Annotated in this window: 22 protein-coding genes; 2 read left to right on the top strand and 20 right to left on the bottom strand. The window is 43.4% G+C overall.

The features are described 5' to 3' along the window. Positions 1-15: 15 nt before the first annotated feature. The 8 genes from LI288_RS03325 to LI288_RS03290 all read right to left on the bottom strand — a co-directional run bounded on the left by LI288_RS03325 (position 16) and on the right by LI288_RS03290 (position 8,436). Positions 16-555: a Holliday junction resolvase RecU gene (locus LI288_RS03325; protein WP_227089417.1), complete on the bottom strand. Its 540-nt coding sequence runs from the start codon at positions 553-555 to the stop codon at positions 16-18. Further along, positions 513-1,601 (bottom strand): RluA family pseudouridine synthase, encoded by a 1,089-nt coding sequence (locus tag LI288_RS03320; RefSeq protein ID WP_227089416.1) that lies wholly within the window; start codon positions 1,599-1,601, stop codon positions 513-515. The genes LI288_RS03325 and LI288_RS03320 overlap by 43 nt, the downstream gene beginning before the upstream one ends. A 28-nt stretch (positions 1,602-1,629) precedes the next feature. Further along, positions 1,630-2,208, bottom strand: a complete 579-nt coding sequence (locus tag LI288_RS03315; RefSeq protein WP_227089415.1) for a hypothetical protein — start codon at positions 2,206-2,208, stop codon at positions 1,630-1,632. Then, positions 2,205-4,202 (bottom strand): YgiQ family radical SAM protein, encoded by a 1,998-nt coding sequence (locus LI288_RS03310; RefSeq protein WP_227089414.1) that lies wholly within the window; start codon positions 4,200-4,202, stop codon positions 2,205-2,207. The genes LI288_RS03315 and LI288_RS03310 overlap by 4 nt, the downstream gene beginning before the upstream one ends. After that, positions 4,195-4,941 carry a pseudouridine synthase gene (locus LI288_RS03305; protein WP_227089413.1) on the bottom strand — a complete coding sequence of 249 codons (747 nt, stop codon included), beginning with the start codon at positions 4,939-4,941 and terminating at the stop codon, positions 4,195-4,197. The genes LI288_RS03310 and LI288_RS03305 overlap by 8 nt, the downstream gene beginning before the upstream one ends. A 25-nt stretch (positions 4,942-4,966) precedes the next feature. Continuing rightward, positions 4,967-6,340: an RsmF rRNA methyltransferase first C-terminal domain-containing protein gene (locus LI288_RS03300; protein ID WP_227089439.1), complete on the bottom strand. Its 1,374-nt coding sequence runs from the start codon at positions 6,338-6,340 to the stop codon at positions 4,967-4,969. Positions 6,341-6,400: 60 nt separating this feature from the next. After that, on the bottom strand, positions 6,401-7,201 hold the full coding sequence (locus tag LI288_RS03295) for a GTP pyrophosphokinase (protein WP_227089412.1): 801 nt from the start codon (positions 7,199-7,201) through the stop codon (positions 6,401-6,403). Between the two features lie 374 nt (positions 7,202-7,575). Further along, complete coding sequence (locus LI288_RS03290) at positions 7,576-8,436, bottom strand: M23 family metallopeptidase (protein ID WP_227089411.1); 861 nt, start codon at positions 8,434-8,436, stop codon at positions 7,576-7,578. A 181-nt stretch (positions 8,437-8,617) separates the two neighbouring features. Between LI288_RS03290 and LI288_RS03285 the strand changes: the two genes are divergently transcribed. Then, complete coding sequence (locus LI288_RS03285; protein WP_022432130.1) at positions 8,618-9,496, top strand: spermidine/putrescine ABC transporter permease; 879 nt, start codon at positions 8,618-8,620, stop codon at positions 9,494-9,496. A gap of 9 nt (positions 9,497-9,505) precedes the next feature. Here LI288_RS03285 and LI288_RS03280 read toward each other — a convergent pair whose 3' ends face one another. The 6 genes from LI288_RS03280 to der are packed head-to-tail and all read right to left on the bottom strand — an operon-like array spanning position 9,506 to position 14,229. Beyond that, the gene (locus LI288_RS03280) at positions 9,506-10,147 is read right to left on the bottom strand and encodes a hypothetical protein (RefSeq protein WP_022432131.1); all 642 of its coding nucleotides are present in this window, start codon (positions 10,145-10,147) and stop codon (positions 9,506-9,508) included. Between the two features lie 29 nt (positions 10,148-10,176). Continuing rightward, a complete protein-coding gene (gene coaD / locus LI288_RS03275) occupies positions 10,177-10,665 on the bottom strand; it encodes a pantetheine-phosphate adenylyltransferase (RefSeq protein ID WP_022432132.1) in 489 nt (162 codons plus the stop codon). Between the two features lie 5 nt (positions 10,666-10,670). After that, the gene (rsmD, locus tag LI288_RS03270; RefSeq protein ID WP_227089410.1) at positions 10,671-11,228 is read right to left on the bottom strand and encodes a 16S rRNA (guanine(966)-N(2))-methyltransferase RsmD; all 558 of its coding nucleotides are present in this window, start codon (positions 11,226-11,228) and stop codon (positions 10,671-10,673) included. Further along, positions 11,225-12,232 carry an NAD(P)H-dependent glycerol-3-phosphate dehydrogenase gene (locus tag LI288_RS03265; protein ID WP_227089409.1) on the bottom strand — a complete coding sequence of 336 codons (1,008 nt, stop codon included), beginning with the start codon at positions 12,230-12,232 and terminating at the stop codon, positions 11,225-11,227. Before LI288_RS03265 ends, rsmD begins: the two co-directional genes overlap by 4 nt. A 14-nt stretch (positions 12,233-12,246) precedes the next feature. After that, positions 12,247-12,900: a glycerol-3-phosphate 1-O-acyltransferase PlsY gene (gene plsY / locus LI288_RS03260; RefSeq protein ID WP_022432135.1), complete on the bottom strand. Its 654-nt coding sequence runs from the start codon at positions 12,898-12,900 to the stop codon at positions 12,247-12,249. Positions 12,901-12,903: 3 nt separating this feature from the next. Next, positions 12,904-14,229, bottom strand: a complete 1,326-nt coding sequence (gene der / locus LI288_RS03255; protein WP_022432136.1) for a ribosome biogenesis GTPase Der — start codon at positions 14,227-14,229, stop codon at positions 12,904-12,906. Between the two features lie 154 nt (positions 14,230-14,383). On the opposite strand from der, the gene LI288_RS03250 reads away from it, so the two are divergent. Continuing rightward, entirely contained in the window at positions 14,384-15,328 is a 945-nt protein-coding gene (locus LI288_RS03250) for a hypothetical protein (RefSeq protein ID WP_227089408.1), read from the top strand. A gap of 102 nt (positions 15,329-15,430) precedes the next feature. On the opposite strand, the gene LI288_RS03245 is transcribed toward LI288_RS03250, so the two are convergent. The 6 genes from LI288_RS03245 to LI288_RS03220 are packed head-to-tail and all read right to left on the bottom strand — an operon-like array spanning position 15,431 to position 20,091. Beyond that, a complete protein-coding gene (locus tag LI288_RS03245) occupies positions 15,431-16,129 on the bottom strand; it encodes a GTP pyrophosphokinase (RefSeq protein WP_022432138.1) in 699 nt (232 codons plus the stop codon). A gap of 3 nt (positions 16,130-16,132) precedes the next feature. Next, positions 16,133-17,041 carry a peptidoglycan editing factor PgeF gene (gene pgeF, locus LI288_RS03240; RefSeq protein WP_320055215.1) on the bottom strand — a complete coding sequence of 303 codons (909 nt, stop codon included), beginning with the start codon at positions 17,039-17,041 and terminating at the stop codon, positions 16,133-16,135. Between the two features lie 20 nt (positions 17,042-17,061). After that, complete coding sequence (locus tag LI288_RS03235; protein WP_022432140.1) at positions 17,062-17,412, bottom strand: YraN family protein; 351 nt, start codon at positions 17,410-17,412, stop codon at positions 17,062-17,064. Next, positions 17,412-17,717: an EscU/YscU/HrcU family type III secretion system export apparatus switch protein gene (locus tag LI288_RS03230; protein WP_022432141.1), complete on the bottom strand. Its 306-nt coding sequence runs from the start codon at positions 17,715-17,717 to the stop codon at positions 17,412-17,414. Before LI288_RS03230 ends, LI288_RS03235 begins: the two co-directional genes overlap by 1 nt. A gap of 60 nt (positions 17,718-17,777) precedes the next feature. Continuing rightward, positions 17,778-19,397, bottom strand: a complete 1,620-nt coding sequence (fliK, locus tag LI288_RS03225; RefSeq protein WP_227089407.1) for a flagellar hook-length control protein FliK — start codon at positions 19,395-19,397, stop codon at positions 17,778-17,780. Between the two features lie 4 nt (positions 19,398-19,401). Next, on the bottom strand, positions 19,402-20,091 hold the full coding sequence (locus tag LI288_RS03220) for a ribonuclease HII (RefSeq protein ID WP_227089406.1): 690 nt from the start codon (positions 20,089-20,091) through the stop codon (positions 19,402-19,404). Positions 20,092-20,097: the final 6 nt, after the last annotated feature.

The following is a 20,097-nucleotide window of genomic DNA, read 5'->3' as shown; positions in this document are numbered from 1 at the left end:
TCTATTATGTTTTATCTATTCCCAATCTCTCTGTAAAATATCTTTCTGCAACGCTTCCAGATAATGCAGCATTACACCTTTTGACATGTGAATCCGGTATGTTTTGTCAATTTCCTCATATGTAAAGCTTTTTCGTCCGCCTTTTTCACCACGTTCCCAAAATTTAATTATATCACAGTAAGGCAGATAATAATACTCATTCCGTGCCGTATAATGCAGAATAATAAATGCAATGCCCTTTTGCTGTTCAAAATCCGACATAAACGAAATCTGATGAGCATGAATATTTTGCAGCGGAAAGGTATCCACTGCCGTTTCTTTGGCATCAAAGCAGACCGGTATTCCCTGAATCACACCAATGTAATCGACCGTACTTTTCTTATCAAAATATGCCAGCGTAATATGTCTGGTTTCCCTGTCAATTTTCATCGGCGTAATCGGTGTCGGTATTTTCTGTATCAGCGCAAGATGATTTTTTAAATACGTATCATTTGTAAAATTAATGAGTTCTTCTAGCGCAGAACCTCTAAGTCCTCTTGAATTCCAGGTTGCCATAATCCTTCTCCTTTTAGTACCTCACAAAATCCGCCGGGAACTGCCGTTGTCACCACAAGCTGTTCTTTCGGAAAATCAAGCTGATAGGCATGTAACATCTGATGTCGGATATTGTATTTTTTTCTAAAATACTGATTCCACGCGGCATCTCCATATTTTTCATCGCCTGCAAGCGGGTGTCCCAAGAAACTTAAATGCGCGCGGATCTGATGGCTTCGTCCCGTCAGAAGATTGACCTTTAATAAAGTTGCCTGCTTATTTGCACAGACCGGAATATACTCTGTTTCAATCGGCAGAATATCTTTTTCTTTCCCTTTCGGCGCATTTTGCAGGATTGTCACTTTATTCGTGCGTTCATTTTTATACAGATATCCTTTGACACGGCTGCGTTTTTCTACATTTCCTTTTACAATACACAGATAATACTTATGGAGCGTTCTCTCTTTAAATGCCGCTGTCATCGTCTGTAATCCATATATGCTTTTGCCCGCAACAACGATACCGCTGGTGTTGCGGTCTAAACGGTTGCAGATACCCGGATGAAAGGTGCGCAGCTGTTCTTTAGTCAGCGCACCGCTTTCCAATAAATAGTCACTTATAGCTTCAACCAGGGAATAATCGTCTTTTTTTGCCTTTTGGGAAAGCATGCCCGCCGGTTTGTTAATGATTAAAATGTCATTGTTTTCATATAATACTTCAAGTTTTACTTTTTGTTTCTTTACCTGTCTGCCTGCACTTTCAGACATTTTGCCCGATGTATGCTGTGAACGTTCTGCCGTCCGGGTGTCTGTCCGGATTTTTGTATCCGTGTCTGCGTTGGTATCTGTTCCCGCAAATTTTTCATACGTTTCATCGGCAAAAAACATTTGGATAACATCGCCTGCTGCCAGCTTTTCACTGCCCTCTGCTTTTTTTCGGTTCAATGTAATATTTTTTTTGCGCAGCATTTTGTATAAAAAACTTTTGGTGGCATTGGGCAGACATTTTACAAGATATTTGTCAAACCGCTGTCCTGCTTCAAGGGAACTGATTGTTATTTCTTTCACATTTTCTCCATTCTACAGGCATTTCCGCCTATAAGCACATATTTTTCATGGCATGGGTAATCCATTCCATTCTGTCCATACTGCGTTTATCGGTATCATCAAAATTAGCGGCAAGTCCCCGCACTCTGTTTAAAAAGGTCTTTTCATCAGTGTAGAGTGTTACGTTTGCCGCCAGTTTTTCATTTTTTAAAAAGTCCCGCAGACTGGTTTCAAAAAGGGTCTTATCCGCCTTTTCTTCCTGTGTGAGCGCGCAGACGGCATTGTCTGTGACAACAACTGCCTGTGTACCAATCGGACTTTTGCTGTTTGAAAAAACGCAGTCGTAACAGCAGGTAAGCGCTCCTGCAGCAGCTTCCACGGCTTCTTTCTGTGCCTGTGTTGCACTTTTATGCGGAAGTAATACAAAGTAGGCGACTGCAAATTTTGCCGCCGGAAGCACCAGTACCGTTGCAATCAGCGTGCAGTAGTTATTGCGCGACTTAAAAACTGCCAGCCCTGCAAAAAATACGGCAAATACTACCGCAAATGAAATCAGCATAATGAGCAGGTTCTGCTTCTTTTTGCGCTTTAAATATTCAAAAGTTCCTTTTTCCTGTAACTTCATCATTTTCTTCCTCCTGCTTTCCGCGTGCCGCTTCTGCCGCTTTTTCTGTTATCTGCCGACTTCTGACCGGCTGGATGCTGTCTGGATGTTCTTGTATTCTGAGTTATTGTATATTTACCCTTTTTCTGACTGCCCTGTTTCGGGCTTCCCTGCTTTGAATTTCCCTGATTTGTGCCGCCGGTGTGGTATCCGTTTTTCATCAGACGCGGCGGAATCAGGCAGTGCCTGTCAAATCCGATTAAGTCTTCCCTGTGATTCTTTAGCAGTGCTTCCTTTACCAGCTCGTAATTTTCGGGATTGCGGTACTGGATTAATGCTCTCTGCATTGCTTTTTCATGCGGTGAAACCGGTGTATAGACCTTTTCCATGGTACGCGGGTCAAGTCCCGTGTAATACATACAGGTTGAAAGCGTGGACGGTGTCGGATAAAAGTCCTGCACCTGCTCCGGCATATACCCCAGATCACGGATATACTCTGCCAGTTCAATCGCTTCCTTCATCGTTGAACCCGGATGGGAAGACATCAGGTATGGCACAACAAACTGCTCTTTTCCTGTTTTTTTATTAATCCGCGCATAACGTTTTAAAAAGGCTTCATACACCTTGTTTTCCGGCTTGCCCATATATTTTAAGACATTGTCTGAAATGTGTTCCGGCGCAACTCTTAACTGCCCGCTGATATAATGTTTACACAGCTCGTTCATAAAGGTATCGTCATCATCTGCCATGCAGTAGTCAAAACGGATACCAGAGCGGATAAATACCTTTTTAATGCCCGGCAGTTCCCGGATTTCACGCATCAGCTTTATATAATCTTTATGGTCGACCGTCAGGTTCTTGCAAGGCTTCGGAAATAGACACTGCTTATTCTGGCAGACACCGTGCGTAAGCTGCTTTTTACAGGACGGAAAACGGAAATTTGCCGTCGGTCCGCCGACATCGTAAATGTAACCTTTAAAATCTTCTTCCTGTGTCATCTGCCGTGCTTCTTCTAAAATGGATTCGTGGCTTCGCACCTGTACAATTCTTCCCTGATGAAAGGTCAGCGCACAAAAGCTGCACCCGCCGAAGCACCCGCGGTTATTTGATATACTGAATTTAATTTCACCGAATGCCGGGATTCCACCGTCTTTTTTATATACCGGATGTTCGTCCCGCATATACGGCAGTGCATAGACATCGTCCATTTCCTGACTGGTCAGCGGCAGTGCGGGCGGATTCTGCACGACATAGAGTTTTTCCTTGCATTTTTCAACAAGCACCTTTGCCGTAAACGGATCGGTATTCGTATACTGCGTGTAAAAGCTTTCCGCATATTTACGTTTATCGGCACAGATTGTATCGTAATCCGGCAGTTCCACATAATCGTAAAGATTGTCAAGAGATTTAGTCTTGTAAACCGTTCCTTTTATATAAGTAATATCATGAACATCCATTCCGCTGTTTAGTGCATCGGCAATTTCTACGATAGAATGTTCGCCCATGCCGTAGGAGATTAAATCCGCACCCGAATCGACAAGAATGGAGTGTTTCACCTTATCAGACCAGTAATCATAATGGGAAAGCCGGCGCAGGGACGCTTCAATCCCGCCGATGATAATCGGTTCTTTTTTAAAGGTCTGCCGGATCAGGTTGCAGTACACCACCGTCGCATAATCCGGTCGTCTGCCCATAACACCGCCCGGTGAAAAAGAATCGGTTTTGCGGTGCTTTTTGGATACTGTGTAGTGGTTGACCATGGAATCCATATTGCCCGCAGATACCAGAAATCCCAGCCGCGGTGCACCAAGCACGGCGATACTGTTTTTGTCTTTCCAGTCCGGCTGTGCAATAATGCCGACTTTATAGCCAAACGCTTCCAGCAGACGGCTGATAATTGCCGGTCCGAAGGAAGAGTGGTCTACATAGGCATCCCCAATAACATAGACAAAGTCACACTGCTCCCAGCCCCTCTTTTTCATATCTTTCTTTGAAATCGGCAGAAAATCTTTAACCATTTTTCTTTATATTCCTCGTTTCCTTTAACATTTGAATTTCCTGCTCTGTGAGCCTGCGGTATGCTCCCGGCGCAAGGCTTTCGTCTAACACAAGCGTTCCCATGGAGAGCCGTTTTAAATACAGCACTTCGCTTCCGACTGCTTCAAACATGCGCTTTACCTGATGAAATTTACCTTCGTGGATCGTGACACGAATCCGGCTGGTGTTCTTTGCTTCATCAAAAGACAGCACTTCAAGCACTGCCGGAAGTGCCGTAAATTCTGTACCTATCACCAGACCTTCTTTAAATTTTATAACCTCTGCCTGTCCGATTTTTCCCATAACTTCCGCAAAATACGTTTTATCGACGTGTTTTTTCGGTGAAAGCAGTTCGTGTGACAATGCACCGTCATTGGTAATCAGCAACAGTCCTTCCGTATCTTTATCCAGCCGTCCCACAGGAAACAAATCTTTTCTGTTTTTTTCTGTAATCAGCTCTGTCACAGTCTTTTCTTTTGTATCCTGTGTTGCAGATACCACGCCCTGCGGTTTATTAAGCATAAAGTATTCATACGTGTGGTATCCTACCGGTTTATCATCGTATAAAACGGTATCCGTTTCCGTATCAATTTTTTGTTCAGGACTTTTTACCACTGCTTCATTGACACGGACACGCCCTTTGCGGATATATTCTTTTACCGCACTGCGTGTCCCAATCTGCATATCCGCAAGATACTTGTCCAGTCTTATTTTTGCCATAATTTCCTCTTTTTTCTATGCATGCCTACTGCCAGCGCCAGCCTGCCAGATATTTATTCTTTAATGCCCCCTTGCTGTACTTGCCCCAGCCTAACGGATAACCGTCTACGCAGAACAGATTCCAGCCATCCTGATAATCATTCTCATTTTCAAAATCCAGTGTTTCGCCTTTTAAATATTTTACCACGCGCTCATCTGAAGCCGGGAGATTGATAATCTTATCGTATTCGGACATCTGTAATGCCATGGCTAATGCCTGGCTCGGCTCAAAACGGTTTTTCTTCATTTCACCGAGCAGCAGTCCGTTTCTCATAATCCGGAGTCCGCCCTCCTGCGGCATTTCAGGCGATACCTGATAAACCTTGCTGTCGCGGATAAAAATGTCCTGCTTTTGTACCGGAAATGTTACATGGCTTAAAAATTCCAACAGTTCTTCCGGCAGTTTTTCCGTTGACGGTTTTCTTTTCGCATGATAGTTTTCCGGTGCATCTGTATCTTTTTCAAGCAGTGCAAGAAAATGTCCTTCTCCCTGCATTTTGTGAGGGAAAATGCGGACACATTTTTCAATCTGCATTGCCGTATCTTCTTCATTTTCAATGATACCCGGACAAAAGCCCTCATATGACGGAATCGGTATCAAATGCATTTCCGGGCGTTCCCTTAACAGATGACGGATGGTTTCTTCATCCTCCAGCTTAGAAAATGTACAGGTAGAATAGAGCATTTTGCCGCCCGGCTTTAACATATCCGCGCCGGAAAGGACAATATCCCGTTGTATTTTACTGTAAAATTCCGGACCGTTCTTTTCCCAGCTTTTAATCAGCTTGTTATCCTTGCGGAACATGCCTTCGCCGGAACACGGCGCATCAATTAATACTTTGTCAAAAAAGCCTGTAAAACGGTCTGCAATTTTTTTCGGGTCTTCGCTTAATACGCACAGGTTCGGGATTCCGAATACTTCGACATTTTTAAGCAGTGCCTTGGCTCGTGAATTGCTGATGTCATTAGTAATTAAAAGTCCGGTGCGGTCAAGCTTTGCACCCAGCTCCGTTGATTTTCCGCCCGGTGCGGCGCACATATCAAAAACAACATCACCGTCTTCTACCGGCAGTACATTTGCCGGTGTCATTGCGGATGGCTCCTGAATGTAATACAGTCCTGCAAAATAATACGGGTGCTTTGCAGGCTTGTCTTCCTCATGAAAATAGAATCCATTCTCTATCCAGGGTATAGGCTCCAATTCAAACGGAGAAATTTTCAAAAAATCCTCCACGGATATTTTTAATGTATTAATACGGAGTCCGTAAAGGCGTTTTTCCTCAAAACTTGCAAGATAATCTTCATAGTCTTCCTTGAGCAGTTCCTTCATGGCATCCAGATAATTCTGCGGTAAATTAATTGTTTTTTTCATGTTCTTTGCTTCCTTTAATGCTTCTTTAATTTCATGATGTATATTTTTTTAAGTTGCCTGTGCGCGGTAACCCTCAGCAATAATGTCTAACTGCCGGTTAAAGCGTTCCAGTTTGCTGATGTCGCCTTCCTGATAAATCTCATAAAATTCATCCTGAATCTGTATAATCTCACGCTTATTTGCCACCTTATACAGGTTCTGGATATTCCCCAAAATATCCGATACAATATTAGCTTTTACCATATAGAAATTCTGCGCATCAATAATTTCATCATGGATAGAAGACATTTCATTGTCCAGCGTAATCAGGGCATTGGCAGCTGATGTCAGTCTTGCCCGTACATGTTCCGGGATATTACCCTTATATTTATATTGAAGGGAGTGTTCGATAATCGCCCAGAAATTCATACCCAGTGTACGAATCTGAATCTCGACCGGGATTTCTTTCGTCCCGCGAACGGTTTCCACCTTATATAATACAATGATATGATAACTGCGGTATCCGCTTTTCTTGCGATGCGTAATATAGTCTTTCTCACTTTTAACCTGCATATCACTGCGTTCACGGATAAGACCTGCAACTGTATAAATATCTTCTGTAAACTGGCAGATTAAGCGGATTCCGGCAATATCTTCAAGCTGGGTTTCGATTTTATCCATGTCGATGCCTTTTTTCTGTGCCTTATCAATAATACTGGAAATACTCTTTACACGTCCAAGCACCTGTTCAATCGGCGAATAGCCGTTCATCTGCTGATATTCTTTTACAATATGATTAAATTTGACTTTTAATTCTTCAACCGCCAAATCATAGGGGGTCAGAATTTCCTTCCACATCTGCAATTCCATAATATTTTCAACTCCACTTTCTTGCGGTTTTGCCCTGCTCTGTCGGGCGGTTCACCTCGCTATCGCACTCACGAATCCGCGCTGTCGCGCTCCTCGCCCTGCTTCGCATGGCGATTCGTTTCCTTTGCGCTCGCCGTGCATGAGCAGAAAAATTGCATTTTCCTGCTCTGTCGGGCTTTCGCCCTATCAGCAGCAATCGTCTAAAAGAGCTTTGTGCAAGCACAGCTCTTTTTTCCGCTTTCTTCATTCTCGCACTCACGAATCCGCACTGTCGCGCTCCTCGCCCTGCTTCGCATGGCGATTCGTTCGTTAATGGCGCAGGAAAAGTAAATGTCTGCTTCGCAGCCGCTTCCTTTTCCTTTGCGCTCATTATATCATACCCCGTACTGATAATACAGCACTTTATTTTCAATTGTTTTCAGTAAATAGCAGGGGTTCACTGCCAGTTCCGTGCCGTTTTCGTCTGTTACATAGATACCAAAATGCAGGTGGACGTCAAACTTTCCTTTTGTCCCCTCAACCTTACTGTACCCGGTATTGCCCATAAATCCCAGCAGCTGTCCTGCCGTAACTGTATCTCCGACAGACAGCGGCGCATATGAATCCAGATGGGCATAATAGTAATAAATACCATTTTCCGACGTAATACCGATTCTCCAGCCGCCAAGTTCCAGCCAGCCGATATTAGTCACTGTCCCTGCCGTGGCAGAAAGCACCGGATAAATGCCCGGCGTATTGTTCTGTGCCATAATATCCGTTCCTTCATGCCTGCGTTCTCCGCCATAGGTACGCTCCAGCCCCCATGAATCACAGTATTCTACCCACATCTGTTCATTTCCTTTAGATACCGGTATAGGAAAGCACTGCATATCCGCAACAAGCCCCGCATACAGACTGCTCATCTTATAAAATTCTTCCGGATAATGGCGCACCAGACGGTTGCGTAGTGCCACCGCCTGTTTGTGTGTCAGGCTCTGTGCTGTCTGCACATCTGCCGTCCAGTTTTCCGCCACCATCAATGTACAAAGATATTCGCCCACCGGCAGATTACATTCATCCGCATATTGGGCAATTTCTTCTGCCGTCAGTTCAATCCGCATGGCGCGCAGGTTATCGTTTTGCAGTGTCAAAGCTTCCCGTTTCAGCGGCAGCCTGCCTTCTGTTAAAGAAGCTGTACAAATGCAGATAAAAACAACCAGTGCCGCCAAAAGCACATATGCCCGGCTCTTTTTCACACACACCTCACGTTTTCCGGTAACCCCTGATTTGTTATATCTTTATGATTCAGATTCATAAATTATGTCCGCAGGCAATATATGTAATATCAGGCAGAATTGTGGAAGTACGCAGTACGGAACAATTCGCAGGCATTATAATTGCACCACTATAACGCAAAAAAGGATTCGTGTGGAATTTATGAAAAAATGGAATCTAAAATTCAATCAAATACTTGTTTTAAGTGCTTTTGCCGCTGTTATTGCGTTTCCACGCATTTCATTTAACGGCGTTTTGTCCGGTTTAAAGCTTTGGGGGGAGGTCATTCTTCCAGGACTGTTCCCCGCCATGATCCTGACTTCCTGTATTTTATACCTTTTTCCGCTAAAACCAGGACTATCTTATCTTTACGTCTGCGTAACCGGTCTGCTGTGCGGTTTCCCTGTCGGTGCATTTTTATGCAGTAAGCTGCATGAAGCCAACCCCGGTGAAACACTGTGCGAATGTCTGATGCCGTTTTGCAACCTTTCAAGTCCGTCATTTGTTATCAATTACATTCTTTTTTCTTCTTTAAACGAAAATATATCTGCCTTTTTAGTGCTGCTGTGCATTTATCTGCCTGCTCTGGAATGTATTGTTATCACTTTAGTCCTGCACCGCACACAAATGCGGACACCGCTTACTCTGACAGCTGAATCTAATCCGCCCACCTTCTCACAGCTTTTAGACGATTCTATCTGGAGTGCGGTTGTCAGCATATTAAAACTGGGCGGCTATATCATCGTTTTTTCATGTCTGTCTGCGTATATCTGTCTGCTGCCTATTAAAAATATCTATATCACAGGAATTTTATGCGGCATTACAGAAATTACAAACGGCATCTATCTTATCAGCCGCTTTCCTGTCCCGCTTTTTTATCAGACGATATTAATCCTTGCAGTCAATGCCTTCGGCGGCTTTTCCACGGTTATGCAGACAGCAGGCATAACAAAAAGAAGCAGCTTTGGCATAAAAAAATACATATGCGGCAAACTGCTTCTTACGGTTCTTACCTGTCTTCATTGTATTGTACTGCTTTAAAAACCATTTTTAAATATCATCATCTAAAAGGTCGTCATTTTCTTCATATACCACATCTTCAGAATCATCCTCCACGGCTTCGGCCTGCTCTGCTGTTTCCTGCTGTGGTTCTTCATCTTCAACAACCAGCTCCTTGCGGTTGTTGGTAACAACCGTCAGAACATTTTCAAGACCAGTCATTAAGGACGTATACTTTTCCTTATTATCCTTAATCGAATGTTCGATAATATACTGTAACTTTCCAAGCATGTCATCTGTATACTGTACTGCTCCAATACGGATGTTATTAGCATCCTCCGTTGCAGAATCCAGAATGCGCTGTGCCTGCGCAGTTGCCTGCTCAATCAGCTGATTTGCCTGCGCATATGCCCGCTGCATAATCTCATGTTCATTGATTAATTCTTCCGTCTGTATCTGTGCCGCATTCAGAATTGACTCTGCCTGCTCTTTTGCATCTGAAATAATCGCATCTTTGTTATTTAAAATTTTCTGGTACTTCTTAATCTCATCCGGTGTCTTTAAACGAAGCTCAGACAACATATCCTCTAACTGATCCTTGTCGACAATAATCTTATTGTTGGAAAAAGGCTGGTACTTACAGTTATCGATATATGCTTCTATATCGCTGATTAATTGTTCAATTCTACTCATAGCAGTTCTACCTCTTTATGTAATTTGTTTTATTGCTGTGTAATGCCATATTTTTCATAAACTCTGCCAATTACCTGCTGCGGAACAAATTTACTGATATCGCCCCCATACATTGCCATTTCTTTTACCATGCTTGAACTCAGATAAGCATACTTCAGACTTGTATTTAAAAAGATGGTATCTACATCGGGATTCGCCACCCGGTTTGTCTGCGACATCGCCAGTTCATATTCAAAATCCGTCACTGCACGCAGCCCTCTGATAATCGTCTGCACCTGATGTTCTTTTGCAAAATCAACAAGCAGCCCACGAAAACTTAAAATTTCGACATTGTCTATATCCTTTGTTACATCTTTTAACATATTAACACGTTCATCTACTGAAAACAACGGTGTTTTTGTATTATTATTTAATACACCGACAATTAAATGATCCACCAGGCGGGATGAACGGCGGATAATATCCAGATGTCCCAATGTAACCGGGTCAAAACTGCCCGGATAGATTGCATTCTTCATTATTATCACTTTCCTTCCTTTTTCAGGAATACATGTTTATTCGTCTTATACGTTTTTGTCTTTGTAATGGTATAGCCCAAATCCTGCACATACGACAAATCCGTATCCAGTTTTTCTTCTATAATAATCGTCGTATATCCGTCAATGATACTGCCTGCAGCAAGCGCTTCCAATGCCCCGCGCTCATAATCCTTTGCATATGGCGGATCCATATATACAATATCAAACACTTCCTGTCCCGACAGTCTTACAATTGCCGCCGCAACATCCTGTTCCATTAAAACTGCCTGTGAATCCAGCTTTGTAAACGCGAGATTTTCACGGATACAGGCACACGCTGCTTTGGAATTTTCAACCAGCACGGCTTCTTTTGCCCCACGGCTTAACGCTTCAATAGCAATCGCCCCGCTCCCCGCATATAAATCCAGAAAGCGGCAGCCCGGTATTTCCGACTGTATCATATTAAACAGGGTTTCTTTTATTCTGTCTGTTGTCGGGCGGGTATCCATGCCCTCCAGTGTCTTTAACGGAAGACTTCTTGCACTGCCTGCAATTACTCTCATTCTGACCATTCTCCTGTTTCCATTTTTTTATCGCGGAGCATTAATTCTTTGACTGCTTCCGCCGGTTTTTTATCTTCAAATAAAACTTTGTTGACCTGCTCTACAATCGGCATTTCAACATTGTATTTTTGTGCCAGTGCAAATGCTGCCTTTGCAGAAAATACACCTTCTACAACCATCTGCACTTCTTCCATGGCTTCATCCTTGGTCTTACCCTGTCCAATCAGGATACCGGCACGTCTGTTGCGGCTGTGCATACTGGCACAGGTAACAATCAAATCACCAATACCTGAAAGTCCGCTGAATGTAGACGGATTGGCACCCATAGCCGTTCCCAGTCTTGAAATCTCGGCAATCCCTCTTGTAATCAGTGCCGCCTTTGTATTATCACCGTACCCCAATCCGTCTGCGATACCTGCTGCCAGCGCAATGACATTTTTTAATGCACCGCCAATACAGATTCCCAGCATATCCGGACTGATATATACACGGAAAACATCGCTCATAAAAATATTCTGTAAATATTCTGCATCTTTTCTCTTATGTGTACCAATGACACAGGTCGTCGGAATCAGACGTCCCACTTCTTCTGCGTGGCTTGGTCCTGAAAGCACAGCAACCGTTGCCGCCGGAATTTCTTCCTCTACCACCTGACACAGTGTCATTAATGTGCTTTCTTCGATTCCCTTTCCGACATTGACAACATACTGTCCTTCTTTTACAAACGGTGCAAATAACTTTGCAGTGGAACGTGTATAAGGCGAAGCGACTGCAAGTACAATGACATCTGCACCCTTTACTGCATATTCCGTATCTGCCGTCATTTCAATCTTTTCGGGAATATGCACACCCGGAAGACATTTTTTATTTTCACGCTCTTTATCAAGCACTTTGATTTCTTCAGGAAAAACAGACCAGACTTTTACATCATGTCCGTTATTATTTAAAAGAATTGCAAGTCCGAGTCCCCAGCTTCCTGCACCCATCACACTTACCTTTGCCATTTTGTTCTCCCTTCTTAAGCCTTATGTCCAATCTTTCTTTCCGTTCCGTGCATCAGTCGTCCGATATTGCCGCGGTGTCTGATGTAAGCCAGCACCGTAAGGCAGATTAAAATACCGTATGCTTCCAGTTTTGCACTGCCTGTAAGCGGAAGCCATCCTGCCGCACCGAACGCTAAAAATTCAATGAGAAATAATGTAATAAACACCAGTGAACCCAATGATACATACTTAGAAATCAGCGTTACCGATGCAAAAGTAATCAGTCCGAATACCGCAAATACCCAGCAGTGCTTCGGAAACAGCAGCAGGGAAAGCGCCACTCCCGAAGTTGCCGCAATTCCCTTTCCACCTTTAAACTTTAAATATACCGGAAAATTGTGTCCCAGTACAACACCAAAACCACTGTATAAAAACAGCAGCATTTCAATATCACTGTTTCTGCCAAACAGGAAATGAACTGCGAGTGCAGCAAAAACAGCCTTAAAAGTATCTAAAAGATACGTGATAATGCCCGCTTTCTTTCCCAGTGTACGCATAACATTGGTTGTTCCCGCATTGCCGCTTCCGTATTCCCTGATGTCAATATGGTTAAACTTTCCATACCAGTATCCGGTCTGGAAAATATTGCCAAAAAGGTACCCGATTACAAGACAAATGATTCGTTCCATTTTTTATTCTTTCTCCTTACGTTCCCGGTTGATAAACCGCAGTGCCGTACCGCGGAATCCAAATGCTTCCCGGATTTTATTTTCAATATAGCGTGTGTATGAAAAATGTGTCAGTTCTTTATCGTTGACAAACATCACAAACGTCGGCGGTTTTACCGCAACCTGTGTCATATAGTAAATGCGCAGGCGCTTGCCCTTGTCTGACGGCGGCTGCTGCATGGCAACGGCTTCTGTTAAAATTTCATTCAACACACCTGTTGGAATACGCATCGTCTGGCTTTCAATCACCATATCAATCATGTCATAAATTTTATTCAGACGCTGTCCGGTCTTTGCCGATACAAACAGCAGTTCCGCATACGGCATAAAGGAAAGCGTATCTTTAATCTTCTGCGTATGCTCATAAATCGTTTTGTCATTCTTTTCAATGGCATCCCATTTATTCACCGCAATAATCATGCCTTTTCCACGCTCATGTGCAATACCGGCAATCTTGGCATCCTGCTCCGTAACACCTTCTGTCGCATCAATGACCAGAATCACCACATCCGCTCTTTCCACCGCAGCAACGGTACGGATAATACTGTAACGTTCCAGTTCTTCCTTAATTTTGCTCTTACGTCGGAGTCCCGCAGTGTCAATAAAGACATACTCCCTGCCGTTATAAACAACCGGCGTATCAATGGCATCTCTTGTTGTTCCTGCAATATCCGAAACAATCACTCGCTGTTCGCCGACCATCTTATTAATAATAGATGATTTTCCAACGTTTGGTTTACCGACAATTGCAATCTTTGGACGATCATCTTCTCCATCTTCCTGCGTATCCTCTGGAAAATGCTTAACAATCTCGTCTAACATTTCGCCAATACCTAACTTTCCGACTGCAGAAATCGGAATCGGGTCACCGATACCTAAGTTATAAAATTCATAAACGTCCGGCATCAGCTTTTCAAAGTTGTCCACTTTGTTGACAACCAGCACAACCGGCTTGTGGGAACGGCGCAGCATATCCGCCACCTTGGCATCCGCATCGACAAGCCCCTGTCTTACATCTGTAATAAAGATAATGACATCTGCCGTATCAATGGCAATCTGTGCCTGCTCTCTCATCTGCGCGAGAATAATATCTTTGGTTTCCGGTTCGATACCACCCGTATCAATCAGGGTGAAATTCTTATCCAGCCATGAAACCTCTGCATAAATTCTATCCCTTGTAACACCGGGTGTATCTTTTACAATTGAAATCTGCTGTCCGGCAAGATGATTGAAAAGCGTAGACTTTCCGACATTCGGTCTGCCGACAACCGCAACGATTGGTTTACTCATATATAAATCTCCATTTCTTCCTAATGCATAGTTAAATATATAATATCAGTTTCATTGCTTTTTGTAAAGTTATATGCTATCATTCATGAGGGGAAAACACTGAAAATATACTACTGAAACTACATTTTTTACTACATTACAGGAGGTAACCCACTTGAAACATTTGTTAAAATTTTATCGGAAAGGCACTGCCTTTCTTATGGCTTTCTGTCTGATGGCACTGCTCTTTTCATTTTCATGCGCGGCAGCAGAAAATACCACAACATACCGTTTTTCGGATATTAATCTGGAAGTACAGGTTCCGTCCGAGCTGATTGGTTTTACCCGCTCTGTCACTTCCAACAACGCTTATCTGGATTTAATCGGTACGGATGACGTTGAAGAACTGCGTTCTTTAATGGTCGTCAACCACGTTTACTTAGAAGCCGTTCCGCAGGATGTACGCTATGAACTGATTATCAGCGGCAAAGAAGCAGGAAGTGCATCAACCGATTTTACAGAACTTTCCGATACGGATCTGGACAGCCTTTTTAATGAATATCTGCAGAAAAGTGATGCCATAGACAATGAGAGCGTCACCGAAAATATTACAGCTTCCGCGATTGAACATGTAAACGGTATCCCTTACTTTGTCACCAGTGTAAAGTCCGTTGCCAACAATCAGGTCACAGTCTACATGAAGAAGTATTACACCGTAATGCAGGGCAATGCCATCTCTTTCTTTATCCAGTCCAACGGTGAAGAAATTGACAGCGCAACCGCACAGCTTTTAACGGACGTAGTCACTTCAGCTCAGTATAAAACGATTCATAAGTCTATTTTAGAAAATGCATTTTTTACGGAGATTCTCGCTTCGGTTGTTACGCTTGCCGTACCGATTTTACTGCTTGCACTGATTGTATATTTGGTAGAAAAAAGTAAGAAAAAGACAAAAAAGCAGATTGAAGCCGATGAAAAACGTCTACGTGCCGAATACGCAAGGCAGGAAGCCGAAGCTGCTAAAAAAGTACAGGAAGCCTCCGACGAAACAGAAGTATCTGAAACAGGAATATCTGAAAATGAAACATCCGGCGGACAAAACGGCAACAATTACCAGTAAGTTAAACTAAAAAACTGTGAAACCACAAAGCCTTTGCTTTTAAAGACTATCGGTTTCACAGTTTTATTTTATCTTATCTATTATTCATAAGCTTATATTGCGCTATTCCACCGGCAGACACTCCGGATGTTCCAGCCGGTGAATCTCCTCCCGGATTTCCTGCATATGCACATCAGTATTGTAAATCGTATCCGCACAGACCGTCAGTTCGTTGACAATTTCCGGCATTTCCTCATTGCCAAACTGCTTATAATGCATCTGATGCTCCAGACTTGCCCAGAAATTCATGGCTATCGTACGAATCTGCACTTCCACTTTCATGTACTCCTTACCGGAAGAAAGATAAATCGGAATAATAACTACATAGTGAAGGCTTCTATATCCGTTTGGCTTCGGATTCTTAATATAATCCTTCACCTCCATCACTTCAACGTCATCCTGTGAAATCAGCATATTGGCTACTGCATAAATGTCACTGATAAACGGGCATACCACACGTACTCCGGCAACATCATTTAAATTGTTGACGATAGACTGGATGGATACCTCAAAACCTTTTCTTTGCATTTTATCAAAAATACTCGCCGGGCTTTTTACTCTTGTCCGGATACTGTCAATCGGATTGCGCTGGTTTTTCGTTTTAAACTCGTCATTTAAGATTTCCAGTTTTGTCTGGATTTCCCGTATTGCACACCGGTACATCATCATCAGTTCCTGAAACCGTGCATTGGTTTCCATCGTTTTTCTAAAGTCCTCTTTATTAACCAGTAATGATTGTGCTAAATTGTTATCATCTATCATGTCCTACTCCTTTATGTACATCATTCCGCATAAAATACCACGTCTGCCTTTTGTTGCCCTGTGTGAAAACAACAGGTCTGAATTACAGCAGGTACAGACATCTGCCACCGCAATATGCTCCGGGTGGATTCCTGCATGAATCAGGTTATAATAATTGGCAAGCTGTAAATCCAGCTGATATTTTCCTACTCTTTTCCCCGGTGCTACAATATGCTCTGCTTCCTGTGGCAGATACTTTTTCTGAAACTGTACTGCAACATCTTCACTTACTTCATAACAGCCCCTGCAGATTCCCGGTCCGATAACCGCTTTGATATATGCAGGATTGGCATTGTATTCTCTTATGAGGGCATCAACTGTTACCTGTGCGATATTTCCCACCGTTCCTCTCCAGCCCGAATGGGACAATCCGATACATTGATCGCGGCTGTCCGCAAAAAAAAGAGGAATACAGTCGGCATACGAAGTAACCAGACAGATTCCCGGCACATTTGTCACCAGTCCGTCTATATTGTCAAAATCACGCTCCCGTACAATTCCCATTCCTTTGTGGTGTTCTTCTATTTTTAAGACATTGGTTGTATGTGTCTGCTTACTGTATACCATCTTTTCCGGTACAGTATGAAGCGCAGCCGCCATTCTTCTGAAATTTTCCGACACATTTTCCGGATCATCCTCGAGATTAAAAGTCAGATTCATGCTTTCGTAAATACCGGTGCTGACACCGCCTTTTCGTGTTGAAAATCCATGTTCAATAAAAGACTCCGATTCCAGCATCGGAAACCTTAAATACGGCACACCGTTTTCTGCCGTAACACTTCTGACCGTATCCATATATGCCGGGCGCTCCTGCTCCTGCATATACGCATAAACTGCATCCGTGTCTGTTTTATTCCATGTCAGTGATTCCATTCTATTCTCCATTTTAAATTTTAAAACGCATCCTCAATATGCGTAATCTCCCCATCATCAATTCCTATTACATCAAAACGGCAATCTGCCCCTGCAAACACTGTATTCTGTGCGTGTTTTGCAAGATAGACGTCCGCTGTCCTGCGGATTTTCTTCTGTTTTGCAGGTGTCACCGCTTCTAAGGCATAACCGTACCGGGCATTTCTGCGGTATTTCACCTCTATAAAAACAAGCGTTTGCCGCTGTGCCGCAATAATATCAATCTCACCGCAGGCACAGGCGAAATTTACATCTACGATAAAATAACCTTTGTCCTTTAAATACCGGCACACCTTCTGTTCCCATTCTTTTCCCCGCTGTCGTGTGTTCATTATTTTCCTGTCTTTTTCACTTTACTTCTTAATCTATCCATATCATCTACAAAGACCAGAATCTCGGCAACCACGCTGTATAATTCCGGCGGTATCATATCTCCGATTTCCAGCTTGGAAAGCGTATTGGCAAGCTTGCTGTCTTCATACACCGGCACATCCGCTTCCTTGGCACGCTCAATAATCTTTTCCGCCAGAACACCTTTTCCCGATGCAATAATTTTCGGTGCTTCTTCTCCGGGAACGTATTCAAGTGCCACAGAAACCTTCCGCTTCTGCTCTCCTGTATCCTTTTTATTTGTCATATTTGTACACTCCCATTATAATCCACTGCTTTTCATTGTGCAAATGAACAATCTATAAACTTATGCTTTGATATCGAAAATATATTGGGACGTCGGTGCGCCTCCTGTCTGATTTTGCAGAAAATCTTTTTCAAAATCAAAATTTTCCTGTGGCTGTGTCAGTTTCATCTCAAAATGTGCCGTGTAACCAAGCGCTTCCAGGCGGGCATTAAGCCGGTCAATATGATCATACACAAAATCCAGTGTTTCCGAATCCTCCAGACAGAAATTCGTTGTGACATTTTTACCTGCCAGTTTCACATACACATCGACAGAACCTAAATGTTCCATATCCAGATGTAGGAGAGCGCTCACATTTTCGGGATTATTGTGAAGTGTTTTTTTATTTGTAAATACGTATAACTCTCCATTTCCAGTGCCTTCCGAAAAGCGCACCGGCATCTGAAAATACGTCATATTGCGGTTTAAGTCATTCATGAAATCAATATTGCTTTTGATTTCGTTTAAATTGGCAGATAACGCTGAGCCCTCTGCTGCCTTCTGCGTTTCCTTTGAAACGGCTTCCAGTGAGGAGCGCACCCGCTTATAAAATCCCTTGATGCTTTCTTCGCTGTCTGCCATCTGTGGTTTTAAATACAGTGTTTCTTCAATCTGCCCCTTCAGCAGCTGTCCAAGTTCTTTAGAAGCCAGTAACTGTGTCAGTTTTTTCTCTGTCTGTCCGGCAGCCTGCGTATCATCCGGTGTATTCTTTGTCCCTGCAATCAAATCCGCCAGCTGTGACAACGTTTCTTTTACGGTGGCATTTCCTTCTGTAATCTGTTCTGCCAGCGCCTGTGCCTGTCCGCCCTGCGGTGTATCATTAAAGGTTTCCGTGATTTTTTGTGCAAGCCCTTCCCGCACCGCATCCTGCGGCATTGTTTCCGAAAGGCCCGCCTGCATTTCCTGCGGAAGTCCTTCATACAGCGCCGCAGTCACATTTTTTAAAAATGTCCCTGCCTGCACCGGATCCTGACCGGTAAGCTGTGTAAGTGTATCTGACAGAGCGGACGGCAGACTGTCTAACTGACCTGCCATATTGCGCTCGTAATGCGTATAAGCTTCATATTGTTCGATATTTTCCTGCGTAACGGGAATATTAAGTTTCACAAGATTTGCCATGGTATCCAGACTGGCATTTGGGAATTTCAGGTTGTTTTTTACCATTTCATTTAACATTGCGGCATCAATAGACATATTCCGTGCCAGCAGTTCCTGCACAATCGCCATATTGCTTTCATTAGCAGAAAGTCCGGCCGCTTCAAGTGCCTTCTGTACCAGCACCATCTGCTGCGCATCCCCGAAAAGCGGTTTTAATGCAACGAAATTACCTTTATTTTCCTGCACCTGAAAGGTCATGCTCTGCCCTAACTGCACCTGTGCCCCCTGTGCAAGACGTGCAAAAAGATTCTCACCGTTTGGCAGGCTGAGAATAACCTGATTGTCCTTCATGCTGTTTACAACACCGGTAACCGTATCTCCTGCCAGCAAAGATGCCAGATACTTTGCATTAATGGTATTTACCTGCGCAGTCTGCTCTGTCTGTCCTGCATTTTCCGCCGCCGCACTCTCTGTTGATGCACTTTCGGAACTTTTTGTACCTGAAACCATCTGCTGTAAAAAACCTGAAATGTGAAATGCCATATCATTATACCCTTTCAGTATTTAATATATTTTTTAAAAATGTTTTCCGGTGAATCGGACAGGCACCATACTCTAAAAGCGCCTGTGTATGCTGTTTCGTTCCATATCCTTTATGTTTTGCAAATCCATACTGCGGATATTCTTTATCATACTCCGCCATCATTCTGTCCCTTGTCACCTTTGCCATAATACTGGCAGCACCGATTGTAAGGCTCTTTGCATCACCTTTGATAATCGGCACCTGTGCAATCTCCACGCCCGGAATGGTTACAGCATCGTTTAATAATATATCGGGCTGTACACTCAGTTTCTGAATAGCCTGCCGCATGGCTTCATACGTTGCCTGCAAAATGTTAATCTCGTCAATACGCTGTGCCGATACAATACCGATTCCCACACTGACTGCTTCACGGCTGATAACGTCAAAGAGTTCTTCACGCTTTTTTTCGCTTAATTTCTTGGAATCATTGATATATAAAATGCGGCAGTCCTTCGGCAGTACAACCGCCCCTGCCACAACCGGTCCTGCAAGCGGACCTCTGCCTGCTTCATCAATGCCGCAGATATACCGGCAGTAATCGTATTCTTTTTCAAATTTGCACAGGGCTTCTATCCGTTCCCGCTCTGCCGCAAGCTTTTCTTCACGCTTTATTCGTGCAAGCTCTGCTTTTGTTATTTTCTGCTCTTTTTCCATGTGATG

This window comes from Lachnospira pectinoschiza (genome assembly GCF_020564355.1).
Lineage (GTDB): Bacteria > Bacillota > Clostridia > Lachnospirales > Lachnospiraceae > Lachnospira > Lachnospira intestinalis.
The sequence above is the reverse complement of the archived record's forward strand: the minus strand, read 5'-3'. Positions and strand labels throughout refer to the sequence as shown.